Raw genomic sequence first — 22,830 nt, 5'->3', positions numbered from 1 at the left:
ATTCTATGAATCCAGCTCTGACATCAGATGGCTATATAATGCAGATACTTCAGAGGATGGGGTTATCCCAAGCTCTATATACAATGTTTCCTCGTATTGAATATATTGTCGGTTCAATGCTTCTTTGTTCTTCGTTAGAGCCAATGCCCTCAGATATAGCATAATTATTCCTTCTTCTAGCTCGTTATGGTTGATTAGCTTCATTAATAGTCGGATTGCTGTTTGCGTATCACCTCTCATTAATAAAGCCTCGCATAACCGCTGGGTAAAGGTTGTATACATTAACGATAGGTGTTCGACCTCACTCCGAGCCCAAGGGTAAACACGATCCCCGAATAAATCCCCGGTGTAGCGCTGTTCAAGCTCCAGTGCCTGTTCGATACAGGTATCATCCACTACAGCCATCTGCTTGCAGCCTTCTTCAAAACGAAGGAAATCGACATCAACCTGGTTATGATCTAACGCATAATAGCTACTGCTGGAATGTACGATCTCCTTGAGTCCATAATTATCCAACAATTTACGAAGCTGATAGACGGTTGTGTTTAGGTAGGTTTCACCGTTCTTTACAGGCATCTCGCCAAACATATCTTCAATGATTCGCGCTCTGGACACAAGTCTGCCTTTATGCATTATCAAATAACCAAATAGCTCCGCACTTTTGCTAGTCTTCCACTTGACTAACACGTTCTGAGCATTTCGAATCTCCATACCACCTAGACAATTAAACAGAACTCGCGTAGAGCAAGAGTCCTGTTCCACCGAATCTTTAGGTGACGGCATCTCGGAAAGCGCCCGCTTCACAGTGTGATAAAGCCTGTCTTGATTAACCGGCTTCACTATGTAATCAAATGCATATACATCAAATGCAGGAAGTGAATATTCCTTATGTGAGGTAACGAACACGATTTTCATTTGTCTGCCACTGTCTCTTAACCGCCCGGCGAACTCAAGACCGCTTTCCTTCGGCATATTAATATCCATAAAGATCAAATCCACATCTTGGATTGTTAGAAAGGAATAGGCCGTCGACGTTTCATGAAAGATCCCCACGATCTCGACTTCATCAACCTTGCCAAGCATTCGCTTCATAACGATATGCATACCCTTCTCGTCATCGATAATAACAACCTTCATACGACTTCCCACCTTCCAACCTGATGTTCAGATTGATCTGAAGCTACTGGAGGCGTCAGGAGGGAGAAATAGAAGGTGCTACCTTGCGTAAGCGCACTATCAAACCAAATTTCTCCTCCGTTTAAGCGAACAAATTCCTTGCATAGGGTGAGTCCCAGCCCGACGCCTCGTTCGCCAGCTGTTCCCACAGATGAGACCGGATAGGCTTCCTGCAATAAGGATTCGGCTTGTTCGGCCGGTATGCCTGAGCCTGTATCGCTTACAGAGATAATTATTTTGCCATCCGCATACTCGGCATTTAATCGAATACTCCCACCATATTCCGTAAATTTAATGGCATTAGATAGAAGATTACGGATAATTAAATCTAGCATTTCTTTATCTGCGAACACATAGATACTATCCGATATTTCGGATATGATATTAATATTCTTGCCCGCGCTCCGAACTTGTAACAATCGTACATTCGTCTGAACCGTGTGGGCTAAATCCCTTATAACCGGGTTAAACACCATGCCGCCCCTCTGACTATGAAACCATTCTAGCAAGCTTTCTACTAATGTAAATGTATTCTGAATTTGATGCCCCATTTCATGGACGATTTCATCATGACTCTCACCACAAGTCTGCATCTCTTCCTCCATTAACTCCATCAGGTTGATGAGTACGGCAAGCGGATCGCGGATATCATGGGCGACTACATTAAACATCTTGTCTTTGAAAGTATTCAGCTCTGCCAGCTGTCTTGATTTATGTAGTAGCGCTTCCTCGTTACGAACTGTTTCCGTTACATCACTTAACAAAAGCATCTTACCCACGATTCTTTGCTTGTTGTCGCTAATAAGCGATAAATGAACATTATAGAATTTCGCATCCACTTTTTCAGTAATTTGTATTTGGTTATCCGAGAATGGCTCTTGCTGAACAAGCCTCTCCACAAGCTTGGGATACAAGGAGAAGATCTGTACAGCAGGCTGTCCAATCACATGATTACGGTTTAAACCTTCAATTGCCTGACTTGCCGGCTGATTAAAACTAGCAATACAATGATCCATATCCAGTACAATGACCGCATCCTGCATCGATTCAAATACCTTTTGCATAGCAAAGGGAGCTAGCCTCAGCATATTAAATTGATAAATCCCCCACATGTAGCACACACCTGAGAAAAGAAACCCAAATGGAGTGAAATCTATAGATATGTTGGTAACACCGCTTAAATAGATAAGTGTACCTCCATAGGGTCCGCAGGATCCTATCATCATAAAGGCAATTGGCTTCTTCATTCGAGGTGTCGCTTTACGATACATTTGGATCAATAACCCCATACCTATGATAAAAAGGATATACGAATTCATCACATGTAACCAATACAATGGCCCTTTAATCAAGGAAACCAGCGGGAAACTCTCTGAACTATCCAGCGTCATACTCTTATAAAATAAATGATGTGACCCATTCGTATAATGAGCCACAAGCGTAGTGATGGGAATGACCATCAGCAATGCAACAAACCATTTGCGTATAAACGCCTGCCGGCCTGTATATTGCAATATCATAATAATCCATATCGTAGAGCCAAAGGGTATCCCAATATATTCTACGCGCAGCCAGACACGCATTAGATCCAAAGTAGGGCTAACAATTTCAAAAGCATAGCCGAAGGTGTAGAATGCGCCAGCCAACATACCCAAGCCGTAACTAATTGCAATCGGAAGCTCTCTTCTTTTCCATGAGAGAAAGACCATGCTTAAGGTGCCGCAGGTAGCAATTATTAGTAGAGCTGATAAATACTGATTGTAATTCATTGTTACACTAGCCCCACTTGTCATATTTTGTTATCATATCGCTATAAGACTATCTACATAAAAAATAATCTCCTAAATGTATCTCTAATCAGTTATTGTAGCACCATTCTATGAAATTCGATATTTTTTTCTTTACTAGTAGAGCCATAACTTCAACACACTGCATGCGTACGTTTGATTTTCACATAAAAAAAGAGAACGTCCGCTTAAAGACGCCCTCTTGAACATGCTATTTTCCAGTTCCCCCCTTCCGAATCCAATCTTTAATCCAACCTTTAATTCATTCCATATTTAATTAACTACTGCTCAGAAGAGCGTCCGGATTCACAAGTGATTCCCGGCCGGGATAAGCTCTCCCTGCTTCTCGTAGTACCAGCAATCCAATGATCAAGGACACAACGCCAATAATAATCAGTAGCGCGCCCAACTCCTGACTGTAGGCTGTTAGCGCCCCATCCCGAAAAGCCATGCCGCGTATAAGGCGGTTAAGCCAGTTCATGGGTAATACCCATGCGGAAATTTGAAAGGGCTCTGGTAACGCAAGTGTAGTCAGTTGAATTCCAGTAGCAAGAAATGACGGATACAATACGAAATTGGTTCGTAAATTGACTTTGGACTGGTCTTTGGAAGAATAGCCAATTAACATAGCCATGAGTGACAAGGCAAAGGCATAGACAAGCAGTGGAATGATAAATAGATAAGGCTCCGCTTCAAACCGCATCCCCCCCACCTGCTTTAATAATCCATAGCATAGGAGTAGCGAAAGGGAGGTCAAGACAGCGTAAGGTACGCTACGTATCCAAAGCTGAAAAGGCGACTTTCCGTATGCAAAGAGCTTCCCTTCCTGACGCAAGCGAGGAACAATCGAGCCTGCTGCGCTTGTTGTAATCATCAGAACCACAATATTCACAAATCCAAGTACCATAAAGCCTACATAACTTGTTGTCGGATTAAACAGCATCCGCTGCTGAAGGGACAATGGAGAGACAAGCCCTTTGGATGTTTGTGCATCCATCCCTTTTTGGATCAGACGGGTCATAGATAGGGTCATATTTTCCGTTTGAATAACTTCCTGAATCGCGGTCCTGATGCCGGTTAGCCCTGAGGGCATCGTGTTATCCATTAAGATGCCGATATTCGATGACATCCCCTGCTGCTCACGCAGTTCCAGCTCTTTGGGAAGCATGATGACCGCTACAGCCTGCTCATTTTCCAACAATATTTCTGGGTTCAGGCGGCTGGCATACACATTGGTGACGTTCATGTATGGGGAAGCATTTATTTGCGAGATCAGTTGCCGTGAATACGAACTGTGATCCTCATCAATGACAACTATAGGCGATTCAGTAATTTGGTTCTGCGAAAACATGAGTCCAAAGAACAAGGCCGCGAGAAACGGTCCGATAAATATCAGGCGACAATACTTACTGCCCGCTACGTGCTTCCACTCGTCAATCAGTGATTTCATCAAGTCTCACCTCCGCTGTCATACCCGGAAGCAAGTCAGCATTCGAATCTATAGATATTCGCACAAGATACATACTTAAATCTGCTTGCCCTTTTTCACGTGTCATGCGCAAGCTCGCAAATTGAGGAGCGGCTGAGATCGAAGTAACAACGCCAGTCACCTCTGCTTCATGATCCAAATATGGAAAATGAACACCAAGGCTTTGATTCACCTCAAGCTTTTGAATTTCACTTTCTTGTATGTAGAGGTCTGTATAATAGTTATTTTTTTGCAGAACCGCCATCGGCGCTCCTTGCTGTACTTGATCTCCCGGCTTTACAGCAATCCTGTTAATGAGTCCGTCATCCGCCGCAAGTACATCCATTTCTCCATCTTCAGCTGATTTAACCTTGAAAAGCACCTCACCCTTGTTTATAGAATCGCCTACAGCCACACCGACCTCTACAATCGAACCAAGACTCTTCTGATACAATATTGTCATTTGCTCCGCCTCAAGCATACCCTGTTTCCTGCTCTCAGCCTGACTGACAGCATCCTTTCCATTCACAGCAAGGAGCGTTCCTCCCAGTATCAGCGCAATCGCAATCCCGATATAAAAACCTACTTTAATCTTCATCCTTAAATCTCTCCCATTCCTATTCTCTATATGTTGTTAAATCTACTGCTCTTGTTTATTTGTCATCATCATTTTTCTGACCGCGTTGTCGGCAGCCTCCATAATCACTTCTCCCAATGTGGGATGGGGATGAATCGTCATAGCCAAGTCCTCCACGGTGGCCCCCATCTCGATAGCAAGTCCAAGCTCCGATATGAGTGTTGATGCTTCCACCCCAACGATTTGCGCACCGATCACAATGCCTGACGTCGGGTTCGCCACAATTTTGATAAATCCTTCGGTTTCCCTCAATGCCAGTGCTCTACCGTTTATCCCGAAAGAGGCTTTGCCAATAACAATCGGGATGGCTTGGGCCTTTGCTTGCGTTTCACTTATGCCAACGCTTGATAGCTCTGGATTCGAAAAGACAACGAGCGGAATGGCTTTATAATCAACTACAGAGGCATGGCCTGCAATAGCTTCTGCCGCAATCTTGGCTTCATATGACGCCTTGTGTGCGAGTCCTGGACCAGCTGTAATATCTCCAATTGCGAAAATATGAGGGATAGCCGTTCTGCATTGTTCATCCGTCGCAATCAACCCCCTTCTCGTCACCGGTAAGCCTATACGCTCGAGCCCTAGCTTACCGTCTGTATTTGGTTTTCTGCCGATCGTGACTAACACATATGCCGCCGTCACATGATGCTGCTCCTGATTATGTGAATAATACAGTGTAATTGAATCCGCATTCTGCACCACTTTCTCAGCTGTCGCCCCAGTAATTATGTGAATACCATCGTCCTTCATCTGCCGGACAACTGGACCCACAAGATCTGTTTCGAACCCCGGTAGTATTTGTTCTCCGCCCTCTATAACCGTTACCTTCGTTCCATACTTCGCATACATTTGCCCAAGTTCGATACCAATATATCCACCGCCTATAACGACCATACTGGTCGGAACCTCAGGAAGCGATAGAGCTTCTGTAGAAGATAAAATACGCCCTCCGACCGGAAATGCTTGCAGCTCAATCGGACGAGATCCCGTTGCCAATATGGCGTACTTGAATGTAATGGTCTGCTCCGTTCCAGATTGATTAATAATTGCTGTATGTTCATCAAGTAGACTTGCCTCTCCTTCCAGAACTCTCACACCAGCAGTCTTTAATAAATAACTGACTCCGCCCGCCTGCTTATTCACAATCCCCTGCTTGAAATCCTGAGCATTCTTAAATGATGTTGCCGCATCTGTATTATTGAACTGTCTGAGCACATTATAGCGATGCGATTCTGCAATTAATGCTTTGGATGGAATGCAACCAACATGCGTGCAGACTCCCCCAATCTGACTGCGTTCGACAATCGCCGTCTTCATACCGAGCTGTGAAGATCGCAGCGCCGCCACATAACCTCCCGGACCTGATCCAATAACTAACGTTTCTACGGATTCCAACTTATTCATATCCTGATACCTCCTGTTGAAGTTGTTTTATAATATGATGACCGTAATATATTATAACCATCATATTTTAAATACGTCAACAACCATGATTCTCGTTTCTTGAGCAAACAGTTACGGAACCACTAAATTGACAGGCTTTATTATGACGACTATAATATTTTAAAAAAGAAGAATTATGAAGCTGTGGAGTGATTACAATACCGTATCCTAAAGGACATAAGATAAAAGTTCGCAATAAGATAGTTGAAAGTGCGGCTCAGGCTTTTCGCACCAATGGTATTCACGATGTAAGTGTTCCGTTCATTATGAAGGGCGCCGGATTGACTCATGGAGGGTTTTATTCACACTTTGACAACAAAGAACAGCTAGTCGCCGAAGCCTGCCGATATGCCATCAGTGATACCATCACACTTCTGCAGAAAGTCGCTGATGAGGAGAAGCACAACCCCCGAATCCATACTGTCATTGATTATTATTTAAGTCCGTATCACCGCGACAATACGGAGATGGGCTGCATTCTTCCTGCCCTTTCTGGCGAAATATCCCGTTCTTCAGAAGAGGTTCGGCAGGTATTCACTCAAGAACTGGAGCGAATGATTGCTTTCATCTCCAATCTGGCTGAAATAGACACGGTCAAAGGTAGCGCACTGTTTAGCACCATGGTCGGCTCTCTTGTTCTTGCACGGTCTGTTAATAATCCTGAACTAAGTGCAAGCCTTCTCTCGGCAGGTAAGCAGTATGCTAAAGACCTAGTTATGACCTAGACTTCTATGATCCCTTATACGATAAGCACCTTTGGATGCTGGTTGATCCATAATGTCGATCCACCAAACATACAAAAACACGCCAATGAATGGCGTGTTTTTGTGTAAATAATTATAAGCTGCTCCTCAATCCTATGATTGTTTCTCAGCAGAATTGTTATTGTTCCACAACCTACACTAAGCTGTTAGTAAGCGTAAGGTCTCAAGAAAAAACCTCCCGATGGGAGGTGAAAGAGTCATTTATTTTTATAACGTACTAACCCGTAGTTCATAGAAATACTGCACAATTGGATGCTTCATCTTCATCTTCTCGGTCATGTTTATAATTCGCTTTTTCCCAACTCGTCTGTCCACCAAAGCTAGAATATTCAATAAAATATCATTGCTCTCTAAGCTATCCTCTATAGAAGTGGATAAATACTTAGTAGCCACAACGTTAAAGTTAGATTTACATAATGATGACTGTGCTGACAAAAGCTCTTTTGCATATACTGATATTTTTCTACTTCTAGCAATTACGATTAGACGATCCTCCGGTACGGTCCCCTTAGTATCTTGTCTAACCGCATCAATTTCTTCATTATTGATCGGAATTTGGATATCTGAATCATTCTTAATTTCTAGATCCGTCTGATACCATCTGATTAAGGTCGTTATGTCTCTCATATTGAGTACGTTCTTTTTATCTACGGCAATATAACAAATTCCTGCTTTATCAGGTAAATAACGGTAGCTGGTTGCCGTGTATTCAACCCTACCATTTAACGCAGGACTGAGAAAACTCTCTAGCTGTTGCTTCAATTTACTCCAGGACATATATCCTCCTATGTTGTGTTTTACAAATACCTATTGAGGCAGTCGTTCTATCCTCCATAATACAATAACCAACACATCAATCATACTAAATACTAAATACAAGCAACCTTCCGTTTCTAAAACAACTTTAGAAATAATACCCCTTTACATTACTTTTAAGTTTCACATAAACATCCGTATAGAAATCTTTGTCCGTATACACTTGAAAATCATTATTTTTATATTTTTCAAATAGCCAACTTCAAATCGTCAGTAAATCATTCATATCTGTAGCATGAATTCGGTAATTTGAATAACCTCAATAATTTCACTTAAATGAACTGGATCCTATATGTACTCCATAATTTCTGCACTACCAGCCATCGCGAAGACGTTTGTATAGGTTACTTCATGTTCTCTAATATAAGATTCAGCCAAATCTATATTTGAAATAAACCATGTTTGTATTTTTCAATTTATTATTGAATTGATTGTGATCAGCATTGATTTAATTCCATATGAAGTAGGATGATGATTCACCATCAATCAGATCTTAATTGTATAGGATGAATCCGAAATTTGTCTGTTAATTCGCATGCATTTAGAACAAGCAGAACTTCAAGTCATTGAATCCAGATAGCGAGGAAAGTGCTCGGAGACTCATTTCTGAACACATTGAATACTACAATAATGAGCGATTCCAGAAAAAATTAGGCGACCGCTTCCCGGTAGAATACCGTGAAGCGATCGCCGTTTAACCAACTCTTTTTATTACTCTCTACTTGAAGGGACTATATGTTGTTGCCCTTACATCATTTACAATCACTTCACTAAGCCTGCTCTCAAATTTCTAACATCAAATTCCAAATAACCCTTTAAACAGGTCAGCATATAAACCCAACCTTCTTTATTATCTATCAATTTATGTATTAATTCATCATCATTTTCTTTAAAACCTTCTTCGTTAACTTCTATAATGGTACTCATATCATCCTGCTCTTTCAGCGAAATCGTAACAATATGTTCTTCCTCAGACGCCCCCCACATGAACACAATTTTCTCATTCACTTCAATTTTCGTTACTTTTATATCCACTTCTGCATTGTATTCGTCGTATTTCAATGTAACCGTCTTTCCTTGTTCCCATCTTTCAGAACTTGATGAAAACCAAAATCCCCCAATTCTTAAAGGATCTACGAAGGCTTCAAAAACTTCACTTGCAGGCTTTAAAATTTTGAATTTTGTAAGATTATTCATTCAATGCAGTCGTGACTTTAGTCGTGAGAGGAAATTGCGTTATCATTCCCCAAAAGGCTAAACCGGAACCCTTTACTTCCTCCCTTCTAAAAACATCATATATTATTTGTTACATGTGTCCTATGCGGAAATTTAGTTCAAGCTTCACCTCAACTAAAATCCGTTATGCTGGACAAGATCAAATCGATTGCCGTATAAATCTTCAAAGACGACTTCGACTCCCCATGGAACATCGTTCGGTTCACCGAAAAAATGAACACCTCGCGATTTCATTACTTCATAATCACGACGGCAATCATCCGTGTTGATCACAAGAAACACATGATTAGCAGCCTGACTTCCCAGTCTCTCTTTCTTCTCGCTTGTATCAGCTTCGACCAATACAATGGAGGTCTCATTGTTGCTGGAAGGAGCAACGGATACCCATCTCATTCCATTTCCAAAAGAGTTGTCCGCCAACAACTCAAACCCCATTTTTTCTGTGTAAAACTGGATAGCTTCATCATAATCCTTTACTAAAATCGTTACATAGCCAATTTTTTTGTTCATTCGTTACACCTGTCCTTTCTATTTATCCACGTATCATACAATGTGTCATTTACAACAGAAGTATAGTCAAAGTAGACGATATTGTAAACCGCCACATTCTTATGAAAGTCATTGGCTATCCATCTAATTTACAACAGCTTCACTGTTTCAATACCTCTCTCTACAGAATAGGAGTAAACTAGTATTATGTAGGTTGCAATGACCAGTAACCTGTTGCTATTGTTATATCACCCCCTTATAACTAATACCTTTGAGCAATCCTGTCACATCTCATCTATTCATTAAGAACCATTAATATTAAGCACTCCACATGAGTCGAGTACACAGTGAGAACAATCTATACGTGTGTTCTTTATTATAATCTATCATCAAACATTAATTGAATTTGAATACCGAACGGATCTTCAATAATACCGTACGCTTTGCTAAACACATTATTCGATAAAGGAACAATGATTTTCACTCGATCATCTGTAATTAAGCTATTATAAAAATGTTCAATTTCCGATAAGTCAGCACTTTGAATGCATAATGAAGTGTTATTACCAACTGTATATTCTTCACTGGTATTCATAGTATCTTCTGCTATCATGACTTTTGTTCTTCCGATTGATAATACAGAGTGAGAAATATAATTCTTATTCTCATCAGTAAGCTGTAAGGAACTGTCACGTTTTGCTATGTCTTGATAGGTAACGAGTAACAATTCCTCTGCGTTGAAATGGTTTTTGTAAAAATTTATAGCTTCTTTTGCTTTTCCATTCATGGATAAGAAAATAGCTATTTCTAGTGTTGTACTCATGGTATCATTCTCCTTTTGATATATCGTCTTAAACTTATGATAATATATAAAGGTATCAAAATATGACACCTTTATCAGGAGATTTATTATGAAGAAATCAGAAAGATTAAATGACATGACCAGATACTTAAACAACCGAGAGTTCTTTAATTTAAGTGATCTAATGGGAAAATATAACATTTCAAAAAGTACAGCTCTACGTGATATTAGCTCAATAGAACATTTAGGTATGCCTATTTATTCGGAACATGGCAGACATGGACGATATGGCATTTTAAAAAGTAGATTGTTATCCCCCATTATTTTTACGATAGATGAAGTGTATGCTCTGTACTTTGCAATGTTGACGTTAGAATCTTATCAATCAACACCATTTCATTTAAGTGTAAATCAACTAAATGAAAAGTTTGAAAACTGTCTTTCTAAAAAACAAATCAATCAGATTCACCAAATGAAAAAAGTCCTACATTTTGAAATAAATCAGCATCATAATGTTAGTCGTTTTTTAGATCACATTCTAAAAAGCATTCTAAATGAGAGCAGCTGTAAGATTCAATATTTAAAAGATAATCAGGCAAAAAGTTACCACGTTCAATTCTTCAAAATTTCCGCTAGGTTTGGGCAATGGTATGCTACTGGAATAGAGTTAAATACGAATAAATATAGAGTTTTCAGATGCGATAGAATTACACGTATAGAAGAAAAGGAAAAAAAATCTCACTTTTCTATTGATGAACTCCTTAGTCGTTCATTAGAAATTTATCAATCTGAGAAGAGTATTGACTTTGAAGTAGAGATGTTAGAACAAGCCAAGGATATTTTTTATAAAGAACATTATCCTTCTATGAAATTAGAACATGGTAATAAAACAGTCATTAAGGGATTCTACAATCTGGGCGAAGAGGAGTTTATAGCTAACTATTTGATGAGATATGGTCATTATGTTATATCCGTGAAGCCTGAATCATTAAAACAATTGATCCAAGATAGAGTAGAGAATCTCTTAAATCACTACCAAAAATTATAAATCAGCATGCAGATCATAATACTGTAGGATATGCCGATGGACAAATATCGCTAATACATCTAAACTATTTGTCCGTCCGCACCAACAGTGAACAGCACTCCACATGTGTCGAGTATACAGAAAAAACGGCATCTCTGCCGTTTTAGTTCAAGATGTCTTCCTTTAAACAACTCTCACACCCTCAACAGCTAACATATACATTGTTAATGATGTAGCCTCTTTAATGATCCATTCCCGATATTCCTTTTCCGCCGTCAAATAATCATTCTCAGTGTTGTATCCGTCTCTTTCCATTTGTGCTCCTCTGCTTGAGGCAGTATCAGCCCATATTCCAATACGTGTCTGGAAATTAGGCATTGTTCGATCACTTACCTCATGGTGAGGGGTTATTGAGATTTGTTCAATACCCGCTTCTTGAAACATAGCAGGAAGGTGATCGGCAATCGCATTATCCATACCTGCATCGGAACGCCATTTCAAATATGCGGAATAGAAAGAAAGCATACTTGCGGGAGGCTGTGGTTCCCATGATATTTTCTCATGATTATAATCAGCAATCACAATACGACCACCTATTTTCGCGGCAGATTTCATCATGTGTAAAGCTTTCAGCGGATCAAACAACCATACTAATACACGAGCCGAAGTAACAATATCAAATTGTCCTTCATAATGAAGGTTATAGATGTCACCTGTTTCAAATGTTAATCCTGGTATATCACCATGATCTTGACGTGCTTTTTCGATTAGATTTAGATTACTATCCATCCCTACCACACGTCCATTTGGTCCTACCATTTCAGCTATTCCACGTGTAATCGATCCCGTTCCACAACCAACATCCAGTACCGTCATCCCTTTCGTCAGTATCTCTGAAAGCCTTTTATGAGAGTTAGTCAACGATCTGGAATCTAACACGGTTGTTAACTTTCCTGATAATTCAGCCCGATTGCGAGCAATATTGGTGTCCATATGCCATCTCCTTCATCTAAGTGTATTCATCTTATCGTCAATCCTCATATTGGTACAATATATAATAGGAATTGATATTATAGGTTCAACCTATAAGACTCAATCATTCATCTCTTAGAACAATAAGAAACAGCCGCCAATAATGGCAGCTTACTATATATTCCTTATCGAATCGGTAAATGAACAACCACTGTCGTACCTACACCTACCTGACTTTGCATTTCAATGCTTCCACGATGAAGCGTTACAATTTTCTTAGCGATAGCAAGCCCTAAGCCATTTCCCCCGATATTGCGGTTCCTTGACCTGTCCGTCTTGTAAAACCGATCAAACACATAATCGAGCTGCTCTGGCGCTATTCCGATACCCGAATCGGTTATTGTGAAGAGGATCTCATTCATCGAATGGGTCATTCGTACTTCGATATGCCCTCCCGCGGGGGTGAACTTGATACTATTGCCGAGTAAATTCATCCACACCTGGTTAAGCTCGTCCCGATCTGCCGTTATTTTGACTGCATCAGGCAGTTCTAAGTCGATGTGAATGCCCTTAGCCAACCATTGGGGCTCGCAAGTTACGACGATTTGCCTAATTTGCTCATCCAGATTATACGTCATTGCCTCGAATGGATGATGCTCCGAGTCTAGGGATGCGAGCGCAAGCAAATTATCGCTAAGTCTGGATAGTCGACTACTCTCAGATATAATGATATTTAAATAATAATTCCGATCACTCTCGGCTACCAAGTTAGTATTCTTCAAAGCTAAAGCAAACCCAGAAATAGACGTAAGTGGGGTTTGAATTTCGTGAGAAACGTTCGAAACGAAATCCTGCCTCATCTGCTCCAACTGTTTAAGTTCAGCTGCCATTTCATTAAAGCTTTGAGTCAACGTTCCCATTTCGTCCAAGCGTTTCGTTTTTATTTCTACGTCGAAATCGCCCTTCGCAAGCCGTTTGGTCGCATGCGTCAACGTTAGAATGGGCTTCACCAAATACCGTGCCGCGATGAGAATACATAGACTTCCGATCAACAGGCCGACCAGCAATACAATCAACATCATCTGGTTCATGATATTCTCGTTCTGCGAGGAATACTGCATGAACATGGCATGAGGCTCACCTTCCAATGAAATAGGAAGACCGATGAAAGTTTGTTCTACTTCACTTGGAGAACGATACACTTCTCCTCGCAACACCTCTTCAACCGCAACAGACGCAATTTCAACGTTATTCGTATCGTCTAAGTCATAGAACGTCACGTTGCCAGATGCATCATACATTTGAATCGGATGTGCAGATACCTTCACCATACGCTTTAGAAAGGCATCCTGATCATCAGGTCTTGATTGTTCATAGAGACGAATAATTTCTTGTCCTACTTCGATCATGTCGTTCTGTCCTGTATGATCTATTTCTTTCTGGAATAGAAAGCGCCCAATAAAGAAAGACGACAGTAGGCTGAAGATAATGATCGCTAGAAACGTGCAAATAATACGGACATATAAGGTTTTGATCATGTAATCACTAACCGATACCCTAGACTACGAGCCGTTTCAATTTGAAAAGAATTCGAATCACCGGCAAACCTTTCCCTAAGACGCTTAATGTGAACATCGACGGTTCGGTCATCGCCTTCGTAATTCTTCCCCCAGATATGTGTGATCAACTGTTCCCGTGTAAAGATTTGCCCGGGATGGTTAGCTAGCTTGAAGAGCAGCTCGAACTCCTTCAACGGAAGATTGAGCGTTTCATCTCCCCGAATCACTTGAAAGCTACGTCGATTGAGTAGAATTTCACCCAGTTGAATCGTTTGTGAAGAGACAATCATATACCGTTTCAGTAGCGCCTTCACTCTCATAACAAGCTCTAGCGGATCGAATGGCTTCGTTAAGTAATCGTCGGTACCAAGTTGAAATCCCTTTACTTTTTGCCCCGATTCCCCCTTAACCGTGACCATCAAGAGGGGGATATTTGAATCTAAGCGCCGGATCTCCTTGCACAATTCCCAACCGTCCAATTCGGGCATCATAATGTCGAGGATCACCAGATCGATTTGATCATTTTCCACAATTGCTAATGCTTGCGCACCATCGCTTGCTTCCACGATTTCGAATCCTTCATTCCGCAAGAATAAAGTGATCAGCTCACGAATATGCACATCATCATCCGCGATAAGAATTTTAGCCATGAGAACGTATACCTCCAATTATGGATCTTAATTGCCCCCGAAGGGGCAAAAATATTGCTTCAACCAAAATGCCAACCCAGTAGATTCCAATGATAGAAGAACACACTTAACGATACTGCGGATAGCGCTACGAGTGTATAATGCACGCGCTTCAGCACTGTCCAATACTTGTTTTTCCATGCCAGTACGCTTAATACCAATAATGCCACAGTTAATCCGACAAGTATGATGGGCATAAACAGATATATTTGTAACGATTGCGTAATGCGGCTAAGTCGCACGATTAGATCCATATTTAACACCACGAGGAACGTCGCGACCAAGGTCACTAACCCCCAAGCAGAGGTAGTCGCCGAAAACCTTAGTGCCCACTTTTGCCCTTTCGGCATCTCTCTCATTTCTCGTCTGCGGTATGCGAACCCCACCAAGACGCTGATGAACATAATTACCGAGATGCCAAGCAGTGGAAGCCAGAACTTCGTTTGATCTATCAGTGGTGTTGGCTCAAGAGGCAAGGGATTAAATACATCAAGAAACAGATACGTGACCTTTCCCTCTGCATCGGTGCGGAATCCCATCTTATTTGTGCCTCCGACTTCCTGGAATAAGTCCGTTCCGATCGGGGCGTATACTTGCTGTTCGGTTCCACTTCCAATGGATAGTCGGTTTTCAGAAACCGTAACGCTAATCTTTGTCAGAAAATTGAAAAACTTATCTATATCGCTGTGATTACGCCGCGTGAATTGATAGGAACCGGCGTATTTTTGCACGGAGTTCTCAAGCATGGCAGACGTAGGAGGCTGATTGTCTTCCTTCCGAGGATAGTAACGATCGAAAAAGGCTTGCATCAACCCTCTCGCTGCTACTCCCCCGTCACCACCACTATAGGAAACAAAAATACCGAGTTTCTTATCGGGCACAAGATAAACCTCTGTATTGAATAACTCATCAGCGCCCCCATGGGAAATAACGCGCAGTCCGTTCATATTCATCTCAATAAAGCCAAGGTCCATTGCCGGTAACCGCTTGTCAAACTGGAACGACGGTGAATGCATCAATTTCACGGTTTCCGGCTTGAGCATTTGTTGGTCTCCATAACGTCCATCCTGAAGATGGGCAATCATGAAATGAGCCATATCGTTTGCCGAGACTGAGCCGGATCCCGCGGGACGAAAACCTCCTTCGAACGTAAGCGGCCTAGTTGCATATTGGCCGTTCTCGCGAGCATACCCGAGCACTGCATAAGGCTCCAAAGACGCTGGAACAGGCTCCTGAACCGTAGCATGTTTCATGTCGAGCGGCTCAAAGATGTACTTCTGTATATAGTCATTATAAGCCATACCACTGACTTCTTCGACAATGAGTCCTGCTAACGCGGCGCCATAGTTAGAATAAGACATCATCTCCCCTGGAGGTCTAACCCTAGCCGGTATATGTTTAGCAAGCGTCTCAGAAATCGATACCGGTAGTTTCTTCATATCCGTGGTAATTTGATAGCCGACGCCCCCTTCCTCGAACCCGGCCGTATGGGTCATCAAATGACGCATCGTAATCGGTTGCGGATAGGTCTCCGGTATTGTCATCGTCGTTAAATATCGGTTGACGTCCGTGTCGAGATCTATCTTACCTTGCTCAACCAATTGCATCACTGCCGTCCAAGTAAATAACTTCGTTGTCGAGGCAATCCGAAACAAGTTGGTCTCGGGATCCACTAACGTACCATCTTTGATGTTGGAGTAGCCATATCCCTTCGAGAACAGGCTCTTCCCATCTTTAACAATCGAGATGACCGCCCCTGGAATTTTGAAATTATCCATATGCACATTCATGATACCATCAATAAATGCCGTTAGTTGAGCAACGTCGTTCAAATCCGCTGCTTCCTTTGATTTAGCAGATAGCGTGGTAGACACAGAAGGTACTGCTGAAGCATGTGTCTGAGCCCCTAATAAGCTCGCCCCCACAATTGTGACCAGTAACAACAGTAACATTATTTTGACAGAAAACTTACCTTTATACGATGACATAATAAACCCCCAACATTCTGCATATTTTTGATCACTAACCCCCGACTTAGGAGAGCATATCAAAAGTATGTGAACGCAGAGTGAACCTGACTGGCATTCATAAAAGCGGAGAGTCGGCAGATGGAATATCAAGAAAGAATTGAACAGACAATGCATTTGAACAACATTGTCACATCTTATTCATTGATTCAGAACCATCAATATTGGGCACCACGCGTGTGACGAGCGGACAAGGAGTCCAAGCTTTTAATACTAATGGAATGGCATTTACCTACGACTTTACAGGCACCCCTTTTACGGCGTCTTTTTTAATTCTAAGAACACATTGTCTTAATAGAACATCGTACCACTTACACGCTAATTCACTATTAGGTTAAATACAATGGCGACTGTTTCGAGATTAATTCGCAAGCGGGTTTCAGCGTCGGCTGTGTCTTTCCTTTCAAGTCTTACTGTACACTCCACATGTGTGGGTAGCGTACAATGGACAGGATCGTGATGTGACAGTATTCGCTACTAATCACACTGCTTTAACTTTATTAGACAAACTTATATCCCTTATTCAAACTGTAAGGTTTTGTATTTTTTGGCCTATCATATTGATCCAAAGTTTTAAAATAGATGCAACAATCAAAAGGCCCCTACCGAATAGAGGCCTTAGCACCGATACATCTTGGTTTATTCATTCCCAACCGTACTAATCTCCTCCTACTAACGAACAAACTCTCTTGCATTGAGTCATCATATCGCGATAAGAATCAGACTTCATTCTAATACTGTCACATCTTACATAAATGATAGAATCAACTCAATTTCTTAATCAGTTTCTCTACTCGCTTTCGTTTTGTGTCTTTTTCAATATCGTCGAGTCGTGAGAAAAGCGTCTTTATGAAAAAGGCTTTGTTTTTATCGTTAACGATGGATATTGCATTCTCCGCATACATTGGAAGTTGATTTGTCGGACATCTCTTAAGCTGTTCGATGAGTAATGTGAATGCATTATCAGCATATTGTTTGACAGAACAAAGTTTAATCAGGATATTTACTCCGTGATCTTTGGTGATTACCGATCCTTTGTCAGTAATATCAACAATTTTTGCAAGTGCAAAATAAATGACTTCCGGATTTTCAAGAGTTATCGCATCTAGTGCTGTCATAGCCCCCCAAACAAGTCGATTGTTCCCATGATCAAGCAATGTTACGAACTCTTTGTTGTATTCAACAACTAAAGACGGCTTGAGATTTCCAATTTCATAGAGAACTTTAATGCAATCGCTTTGAATGTTCTTGTCATTGTTATACAAGTTATCAACAAGTTCTTTCACAGCTCCTCTATCATCTCGGTCGGCAATATATTTCGCCAGTTCCTGATTAGGACCTTCGTCTTTGCGGTTAAGTGAAGTTGCTAATTTGTCGATTATGGTCATCTGTTTTTCTCCTTCATAATTCAGGCATCTCACTTTATTAGAAAATCTTATATGTTTTAAGGTAAATGTGCTACATCAAATTGTTCACCGCTTTGTAACTTGAGCGATATTGTCACATCTCATCTTTTCTTTCAGAACCATCAATATTTACTTCTGCCATATTGAACTATAGCACCTCGTTAGTTGAAGAGAAAATGAGATCTCATATTAGCTTAGTTTAACAGGAAGACGCCATCCAAAATACATCGGATAGCGTCTTGATATTTCGAATATTTTTATTAAGGATTGGTCGACCAAAGTCCAGCATGTTTTAATAATACACGTGGATGAAGTTTTAGTTGTGCAACCATTAAGTCTGCTAAATCTTCTGCTTGCATCACTTTTTCTGGATTACCGTCTGTTAAGTTGAGTGCAACAGCCATATCTGTTGCAACCGTACTTGGCGTTAATGTTGTAACACGAATATTTTGCTTACGCACTTCAAGCATTAATGACTCACTTAGTCCGATAACTGCAGCTTTTGAAGCCGAGTATGCACTTGTAACTGGTGCACCTTTTTGACCCGCTGTTGATGAGATATTAATGATGTCTCCTGTGTTGCGCTCAATCATTTCCGGTAATACCGCACGTGTTGTGTAGTACACACCTTTTACATTGACATCGATAATATTTGTCCATTCTTCAGGCGTTAAGTCCATGAATTTGCCGAATTTTGAAATGCCGGCATTGTTTACTAAAATATCGATTGCACCAAGCTCGCCACGAATGGACTCAACCGCTGTGGTGATAGAGTCTAAATCCGCTACATTCGCTGCAGCGATTGCTACCTTCACATCATACTGTTTAAGTTCTTCTGCAACTTGTTGTAAATTTTCAAGCGTACGGCCAACAAGACCTACGTGAATACCTTCCTGCGCAAAAGAAGCAAAAGGGTGATACATAGTATTCATAATATGTATCATCTTTCGTTGAACTTATCAGAGCAATTCTGTCAAATTTCATCTATTCTTACAATACCATCAATATTACGCACTCCACATGTGACGAGTATACAGAAAAAACGGCATCTCTGCCGTTTTAGTTCATGATGTCCTCCTTTATACAACTCTCACACCCTCAACGGCTAACATATACATCGTTAATGATGTAGCCTCTTGAATAATCCATTCCCGATATTCCTTTTCCGCCGTCAAATAATCATTCTCAGTGATTTATCCGTCTCTTTCCTTTTGTACTCCTCTGCTAGAAGCAGTATCTGCCCATATTCCAATACGTGTATGGAAATTAGGCATTGTTCGATCACTTACCTCATGGTGAGGGGTTATTGAGATCTCTTCAATACCCGCTTTTTGAAACATAGCAGGAAGGTGATCGGCAATCTCATTATCCATACCTGCATCGGAACGCCATTTCAAATATGCGGAATAGAAAGAAAGCATTCTTGCGGGAGGCTGTGGTTCCCATGATATTTTCACGTCCATTTGGTCCTACCATTTCAGCTATTCCACGTGTAATTGATCCCGTTCCACAACCAACATCCAGTACCGTCATCTCTTTACTCAGTATCTCTGAAAGCCTTTTATGAGAGTTAGTCAACGATCTGGAATCTAACACGCTTGTTAACTTTCCTGATAATTCAGCCCGATTGCGAGCAATATTGGTGTCCTTACGCCATTTCATCCATCTAAGTAAGTGTATTCATCTTACCGTCAAATTTTATATTGGTGAAATATATAATAGGAATTTTTCTTAAAGGTTCAACCTATAATACACAATCATTCATCTCATAGAACAATAAGAAACAGCCGCCAATAATGGCAGCTGACTATATATATTCCTTATCGAATAGGCAAATGAACTACCTCCCTAATTTCGGATCAAAACCGGCAGTAGTAACTCTTACAAATTTATTACCGCACGAAAAACTCTCCTGTCAATGGAGCTTCGTCCGAGTTAGGTCCGACCATCACCTCAAATTTACCCGATTCCACAACCCAATCATGGCTTCTAGTAAGTGTTCGGAGTTGTCTGTATCCCAGTGTCAGCGTGATGCGCTTTGTTTCGCCTATTTCAAGGAGAATTCGCTTAAACCCTGCAAGCTCCTTGACTGGTCTGACCGTGCTGCTGAATTCATCCCTAATATAAAGCTGAGCAACTTCCTCACCTGCGACATTTCCCGTATTAGTTACGTTAAACGATACATCTACTGTTGAATCCGGAGCAATTTCCTTTGCTGAAATGTCAAGATCCGAATACGCAAATGTTGTGTAACTCAGACCAAACCCAAATGGGTACAGTGGGAGCCAGTCCATTTCAACATATTTATGTCCATAGAATGGTGTACGGTTATAGTATACAGGTAGCTGACCAACTGATCTCGGGAAAGACATGGGAATGCGACCAGCAGGATTGACATCTCCGAAAATAACCTCTGCAATGGCATTTCCGCCCTGCTCGCCAACAAACCATGCCTCTATAATCGCGTGCAGATGCTCTGCCTCCCATGTGATCGACATCGGACGTCCGTTTTGGAGGACAAGAACAACAGGCGTTCCTGTTTCATAAATTCTCTTGACGAGTTCAAGTTGTCTGCCCGGAAGATTAAGGTCCGCTCTGTCCAGGTTCTCTCCACTAGTCTGATCGTTGTCACCCACCGCAACAATTGCAACATCCGCCTCTTCTGCCGCTTTAACCGCTGCGTCCATATAATCGTTGCCAAGGCTGTAACCGAGGATTACCCTTACCCCACGTGAATCATTGAGATACTCAACCTTAACATCGTACTCTTCGCCTTCGACAAATTTGAACGCAACCATCTGATTGGAGTCAAGGTCACCCCAACCGTCAACAAGCAGCGTGCCGTCGATCCACAAACGCATGCTGTCCATGCTGCTGAGTCCAATGTAACCATCCACTGTATCGCACGGTTTAATTTTACCTGTCCAACGAACGGTGAAGTTATCTGCGTTTACGCCGTCAGCAGGTTTTGTGTAAATCCAGTTGAAGTTTATCTGTTTATCATTTCGCACACAAACAGGATCTCCCTCGAAAGAAAGAGAATTGTAGTACTCACCTACAAGTCCGTCGTTGCCATCATTGTCCTTGAGCCATTTACCCGGTATAGTCATCAGGTCGGTCTCCAGAATTTCGCAGCCCTTGGCATAGATAACTTCGGTCTTGTCCGAAACGATGTTTTGGATGCCTTTCAAAAGCGTAACCGCATGCTCAGGCACAACAGGGCTGCTGTAATCTCCGTAACGGGGAACATCCGCGCTTGGTCCGATCACTGCAATCTTGCCGATGTCTCTTTTGAGGGGAAGCGTATTTTTGCTGTTTTTCAACAGGCAGATCGACTTTCTTGCAACTTCAAGAGCTGTCTGCACGTGCTCCTCACAGTGGACAACTTTCGAAGAAAGTTCGATATCCGTATATGAATTTTCAAAGAGCCCTACTGTAAATTTAACTGTAAGGACACGTCCAGCGGCTGTGTCTACAATCTTCTCGTCCACCTCGCCTGATTTCACAAGGTCAATAATGCTGTCCTGGTATATATCATGCGGAAAGTCGTAAAGCTGCATGTCAACGCCGGCTTCAAGGCCCATTTTGATAGCTTCCCGATTGCTTTCAGCAACAAAGTGCATGGTATGTAGCATGGAGACAGCCGTCATGTCCGCTCGTACGAAGCCCTTCATGCCCCACTTGTCGCGAAGTACACCAGTAAGCAGCGAATGGTCGCTAGCCACAGGAGTGCCGTCAATGGAGTTGTAGGAACACATTGTATTCATTGCACCCGCTTGGAATGCAGCCTCAAATACAGGCAGACAGTAGAAGGCATTGTCATGATGCCCCATCATGGCCGGAGCACAATTGTGTCCTCCTCTAGGAGCACCGTAACCTGTAAAATGTTTGGGTTCCGACACCACGGCATCAGGTCTTGTAAGGTCATCCGTTTGAAGTCCTTTTACTATGTTCTCCGCGAACAGAGACCCTAGATAAGGATCCTCTCCGTATCCTTCTTCCACTCGTCCCCATCGGATTTCCCTAGCTAGATCGAGAACAGGTGCCCAAACCTCATGTATACCAAAGCTGCGCGCTTCGGAAGCGATGACTCTCGCTTGTTTATATCCGAGTTCTGGCTCAAATGTTGATGCGAGTGCAACCTGCTGAGGGAGCACTGTACAGCCTTTCCACCCAAAACCGTGAAGTCCCTCTTCACTAAAGAGTACCGGAATCCCCCATCTTGAATTTTGGATGATATACTCTTGAATTTTATTAGCAGTCTCTGCTTTGGAATTTCGGTTTTGGATGCATCCGATTCCAATTCCGGCTGATACCTTTTCCATTTTTTTATAGTTAAGCAAATCTGCATTTAAGCCTTCTACTGAATCAGAAATTTCATTTCCCGAGTAAATATCAAGCTGTCTTACCTTTTCTTCAAGTGACATTCTCGATATAAGGTCCGCAACTCTTTCTTCAATAGGCAAGCTTGCATTCATATAAGGGTAATGTTGTAAGTCTTTTCTTGTTCTCATTGTTTTCTCCTTTTAGTAGCT

20 protein-coding genes are annotated in these 22,830 nt (G+C 41.7%); 3 read left to right on the top strand and 17 right to left on the bottom strand.

The features are described 5' to 3' along the window. Positions 1 to 3: 3 nt before the first annotated feature. The 5 genes from BW961_RS10240 to lpdA form a co-directional block, all read right to left on the bottom strand. Complete coding sequence (locus tag BW961_RS10240) at positions 4 to 1,137, bottom strand: response regulator (RefSeq protein WP_068585094.1); 1,134 nt, start codon at positions 1,135 to 1,137, stop codon at positions 4 to 6. Next, entirely contained in the window at positions 1,134 to 2,945 is a 1,812-nt protein-coding gene (locus BW961_RS10235) for a sensor histidine kinase (protein WP_068585097.1), read from the bottom strand. The genes BW961_RS10240 and BW961_RS10235 overlap by 4 nt, the downstream gene beginning before the upstream one ends. 295 nt (positions 2,946 to 3,240) lie before the next feature. Beyond that, positions 3,241 to 4,413, bottom strand: coding sequence for an ABC transporter permease (locus BW961_RS10230; RefSeq protein ID WP_068585100.1), 1,173 nt, complete (start codon positions 4,411 to 4,413; stop codon positions 3,241 to 3,243). Continuing rightward, positions 4,397 to 5,029, bottom strand: a complete 633-nt coding sequence (locus BW961_RS10225) for a biotin/lipoyl-containing protein (RefSeq protein WP_068585104.1) — start codon at positions 5,027 to 5,029, stop codon at positions 4,397 to 4,399. Before BW961_RS10225 ends, BW961_RS10230 begins: the two co-directional genes overlap by 17 nt. Positions 5,030 to 5,071: 42 nt before the next feature. Further along, positions 5,072 to 6,469 carry a dihydrolipoyl dehydrogenase gene (gene lpdA / locus BW961_RS10220; protein WP_068585107.1) on the bottom strand — a complete coding sequence of 466 codons (1,398 nt, stop codon included), beginning with the start codon at positions 6,467 to 6,469 and terminating at the stop codon, positions 5,072 to 5,074. Between the two features lie 197 nt (positions 6,470 to 6,666). On the opposite strand from lpdA, the gene BW961_RS10215 reads away from it, so the two are divergent. Continuing rightward, on the top strand, positions 6,667 to 7,233 hold the full coding sequence (locus tag BW961_RS10215; protein WP_068586040.1) for a TetR/AcrR family transcriptional regulator: 567 nt from the start codon (positions 6,667 to 6,669) through the stop codon (positions 7,231 to 7,233). Positions 7,234 to 7,479: 246 nt separating this feature from the next. Here the strand turns inward: BW961_RS10215 and BW961_RS10210 are convergent, their stop codons facing one another. Beyond that, positions 7,480 to 8,049 carry an SF0329 family protein gene (locus tag BW961_RS10210; protein ID WP_068585110.1) on the bottom strand — a complete coding sequence of 190 codons (570 nt, stop codon included), beginning with the start codon at positions 8,047 to 8,049 and terminating at the stop codon, positions 7,480 to 7,482. Positions 8,050 to 8,654: 605 nt separating this feature from the next. Between BW961_RS10210 and BW961_RS31905 the strand changes: the two genes are divergently transcribed. Then, complete coding sequence (locus BW961_RS31905) at positions 8,655 to 8,786, top strand: IS3 family transposase (protein WP_139331600.1); 132 nt, start codon at positions 8,655 to 8,657, stop codon at positions 8,784 to 8,786. Between the two features lie 64 nt (positions 8,787 to 8,850). Here BW961_RS31905 and BW961_RS10205 read toward each other — a convergent pair whose 3' ends face one another. From BW961_RS10205 to BW961_RS10195, 3 genes are all read right to left on the bottom strand, one after another. Next, positions 8,851 to 9,285 carry an SRPBCC family protein gene (locus BW961_RS10205; protein ID WP_068585113.1) on the bottom strand — a complete coding sequence of 145 codons (435 nt, stop codon included), beginning with the start codon at positions 9,283 to 9,285 and terminating at the stop codon, positions 8,851 to 8,853. Between the two features lie 153 nt (positions 9,286 to 9,438). Continuing rightward, positions 9,439 to 9,834, bottom strand: coding sequence for a VOC family protein (locus BW961_RS10200; protein WP_068585116.1), 396 nt, complete (start codon positions 9,832 to 9,834; stop codon positions 9,439 to 9,441). Between the two features lie 355 nt (positions 9,835 to 10,189). Beyond that, positions 10,190 to 10,636 (bottom strand): VOC family protein, encoded by a 447-nt coding sequence (locus BW961_RS10195; RefSeq protein WP_068585119.1) that lies wholly within the window; start codon positions 10,634 to 10,636, stop codon positions 10,190 to 10,192. 88 nt (positions 10,637 to 10,724) lie between these two features. Between BW961_RS10195 and BW961_RS10190 the strand changes: the two genes are divergently transcribed. Next, positions 10,725 to 11,663, top strand: a complete 939-nt coding sequence (locus BW961_RS10190; protein WP_068585122.1) for a helix-turn-helix transcriptional regulator — start codon at positions 10,725 to 10,727, stop codon at positions 11,661 to 11,663. A gap of 162 nt (positions 11,664 to 11,825) precedes the next feature. Here the strand turns inward: BW961_RS10190 and BW961_RS10185 are convergent, their stop codons facing one another. From BW961_RS10185 to BW961_RS10150, 8 genes are all read right to left on the bottom strand, one after another. Then, the gene (locus BW961_RS10185) at positions 11,826 to 12,635 is read right to left on the bottom strand and encodes a methyltransferase domain-containing protein (protein ID WP_068585125.1); all 810 of its coding nucleotides are present in this window, start codon (positions 12,633 to 12,635) and stop codon (positions 11,826 to 11,828) included. A gap of 164 nt (positions 12,636 to 12,799) precedes the next feature. Further along, positions 12,800 to 14,152 (bottom strand): sensor histidine kinase, encoded by a 1,353-nt coding sequence (locus tag BW961_RS10180; protein ID WP_068585128.1) that lies wholly within the window; start codon positions 14,150 to 14,152, stop codon positions 12,800 to 12,802. Next, positions 14,149 to 14,823, bottom strand: coding sequence for a response regulator transcription factor (locus BW961_RS10175; protein ID WP_068585131.1), 675 nt, complete (start codon positions 14,821 to 14,823; stop codon positions 14,149 to 14,151). The genes BW961_RS10180 and BW961_RS10175 overlap by 4 nt, the downstream gene beginning before the upstream one ends. A gap of 59 nt (positions 14,824 to 14,882) precedes the next feature. Then, positions 14,883 to 16,850, bottom strand: a complete 1,968-nt coding sequence (locus tag BW961_RS10170) for a serine hydrolase (RefSeq protein ID WP_068585135.1) — start codon at positions 16,848 to 16,850, stop codon at positions 14,883 to 14,885. Positions 16,851 to 17,653: 803 nt separating this feature from the next. Beyond that, complete coding sequence (locus BW961_RS10165) at positions 17,654 to 18,277, bottom strand: hypothetical protein (RefSeq protein ID WP_082867461.1); 624 nt, start codon at positions 18,275 to 18,277, stop codon at positions 17,654 to 17,656. Between the two features lie 278 nt (positions 18,278 to 18,555). Next, positions 18,556 to 19,227, bottom strand: coding sequence for a 3-ketoacyl-ACP reductase (locus BW961_RS10160; protein WP_244555922.1), 672 nt, complete (start codon positions 19,225 to 19,227; stop codon positions 18,556 to 18,558). 261 nt (positions 19,228 to 19,488) lie between these two features. Then, positions 19,489 to 19,752, bottom strand: coding sequence for a hypothetical protein (locus tag BW961_RS31170; RefSeq protein WP_244555921.1), 264 nt, complete (start codon positions 19,750 to 19,752; stop codon positions 19,489 to 19,491). Positions 19,753 to 20,187: 435 nt separating this feature from the next. Next, positions 20,188 to 22,809: a glycoside hydrolase family 3 protein gene (locus BW961_RS10150; RefSeq protein ID WP_068585142.1), complete on the bottom strand. Its 2,622-nt coding sequence runs from the start codon at positions 22,807 to 22,809 to the stop codon at positions 20,188 to 20,190. Positions 22,810 to 22,830 lie beyond the last annotated feature (21 nt).

The organism is Paenibacillus macquariensis, assembly GCF_900156375.1.
Taxonomy (GTDB): domain Bacteria; phylum Bacillota; class Bacilli; order Paenibacillales; family Paenibacillaceae; genus Paenibacillus_AQ; species Paenibacillus_AQ macquariensis.
This window is presented reverse-complemented; position numbering and strand designations above follow the sequence as displayed.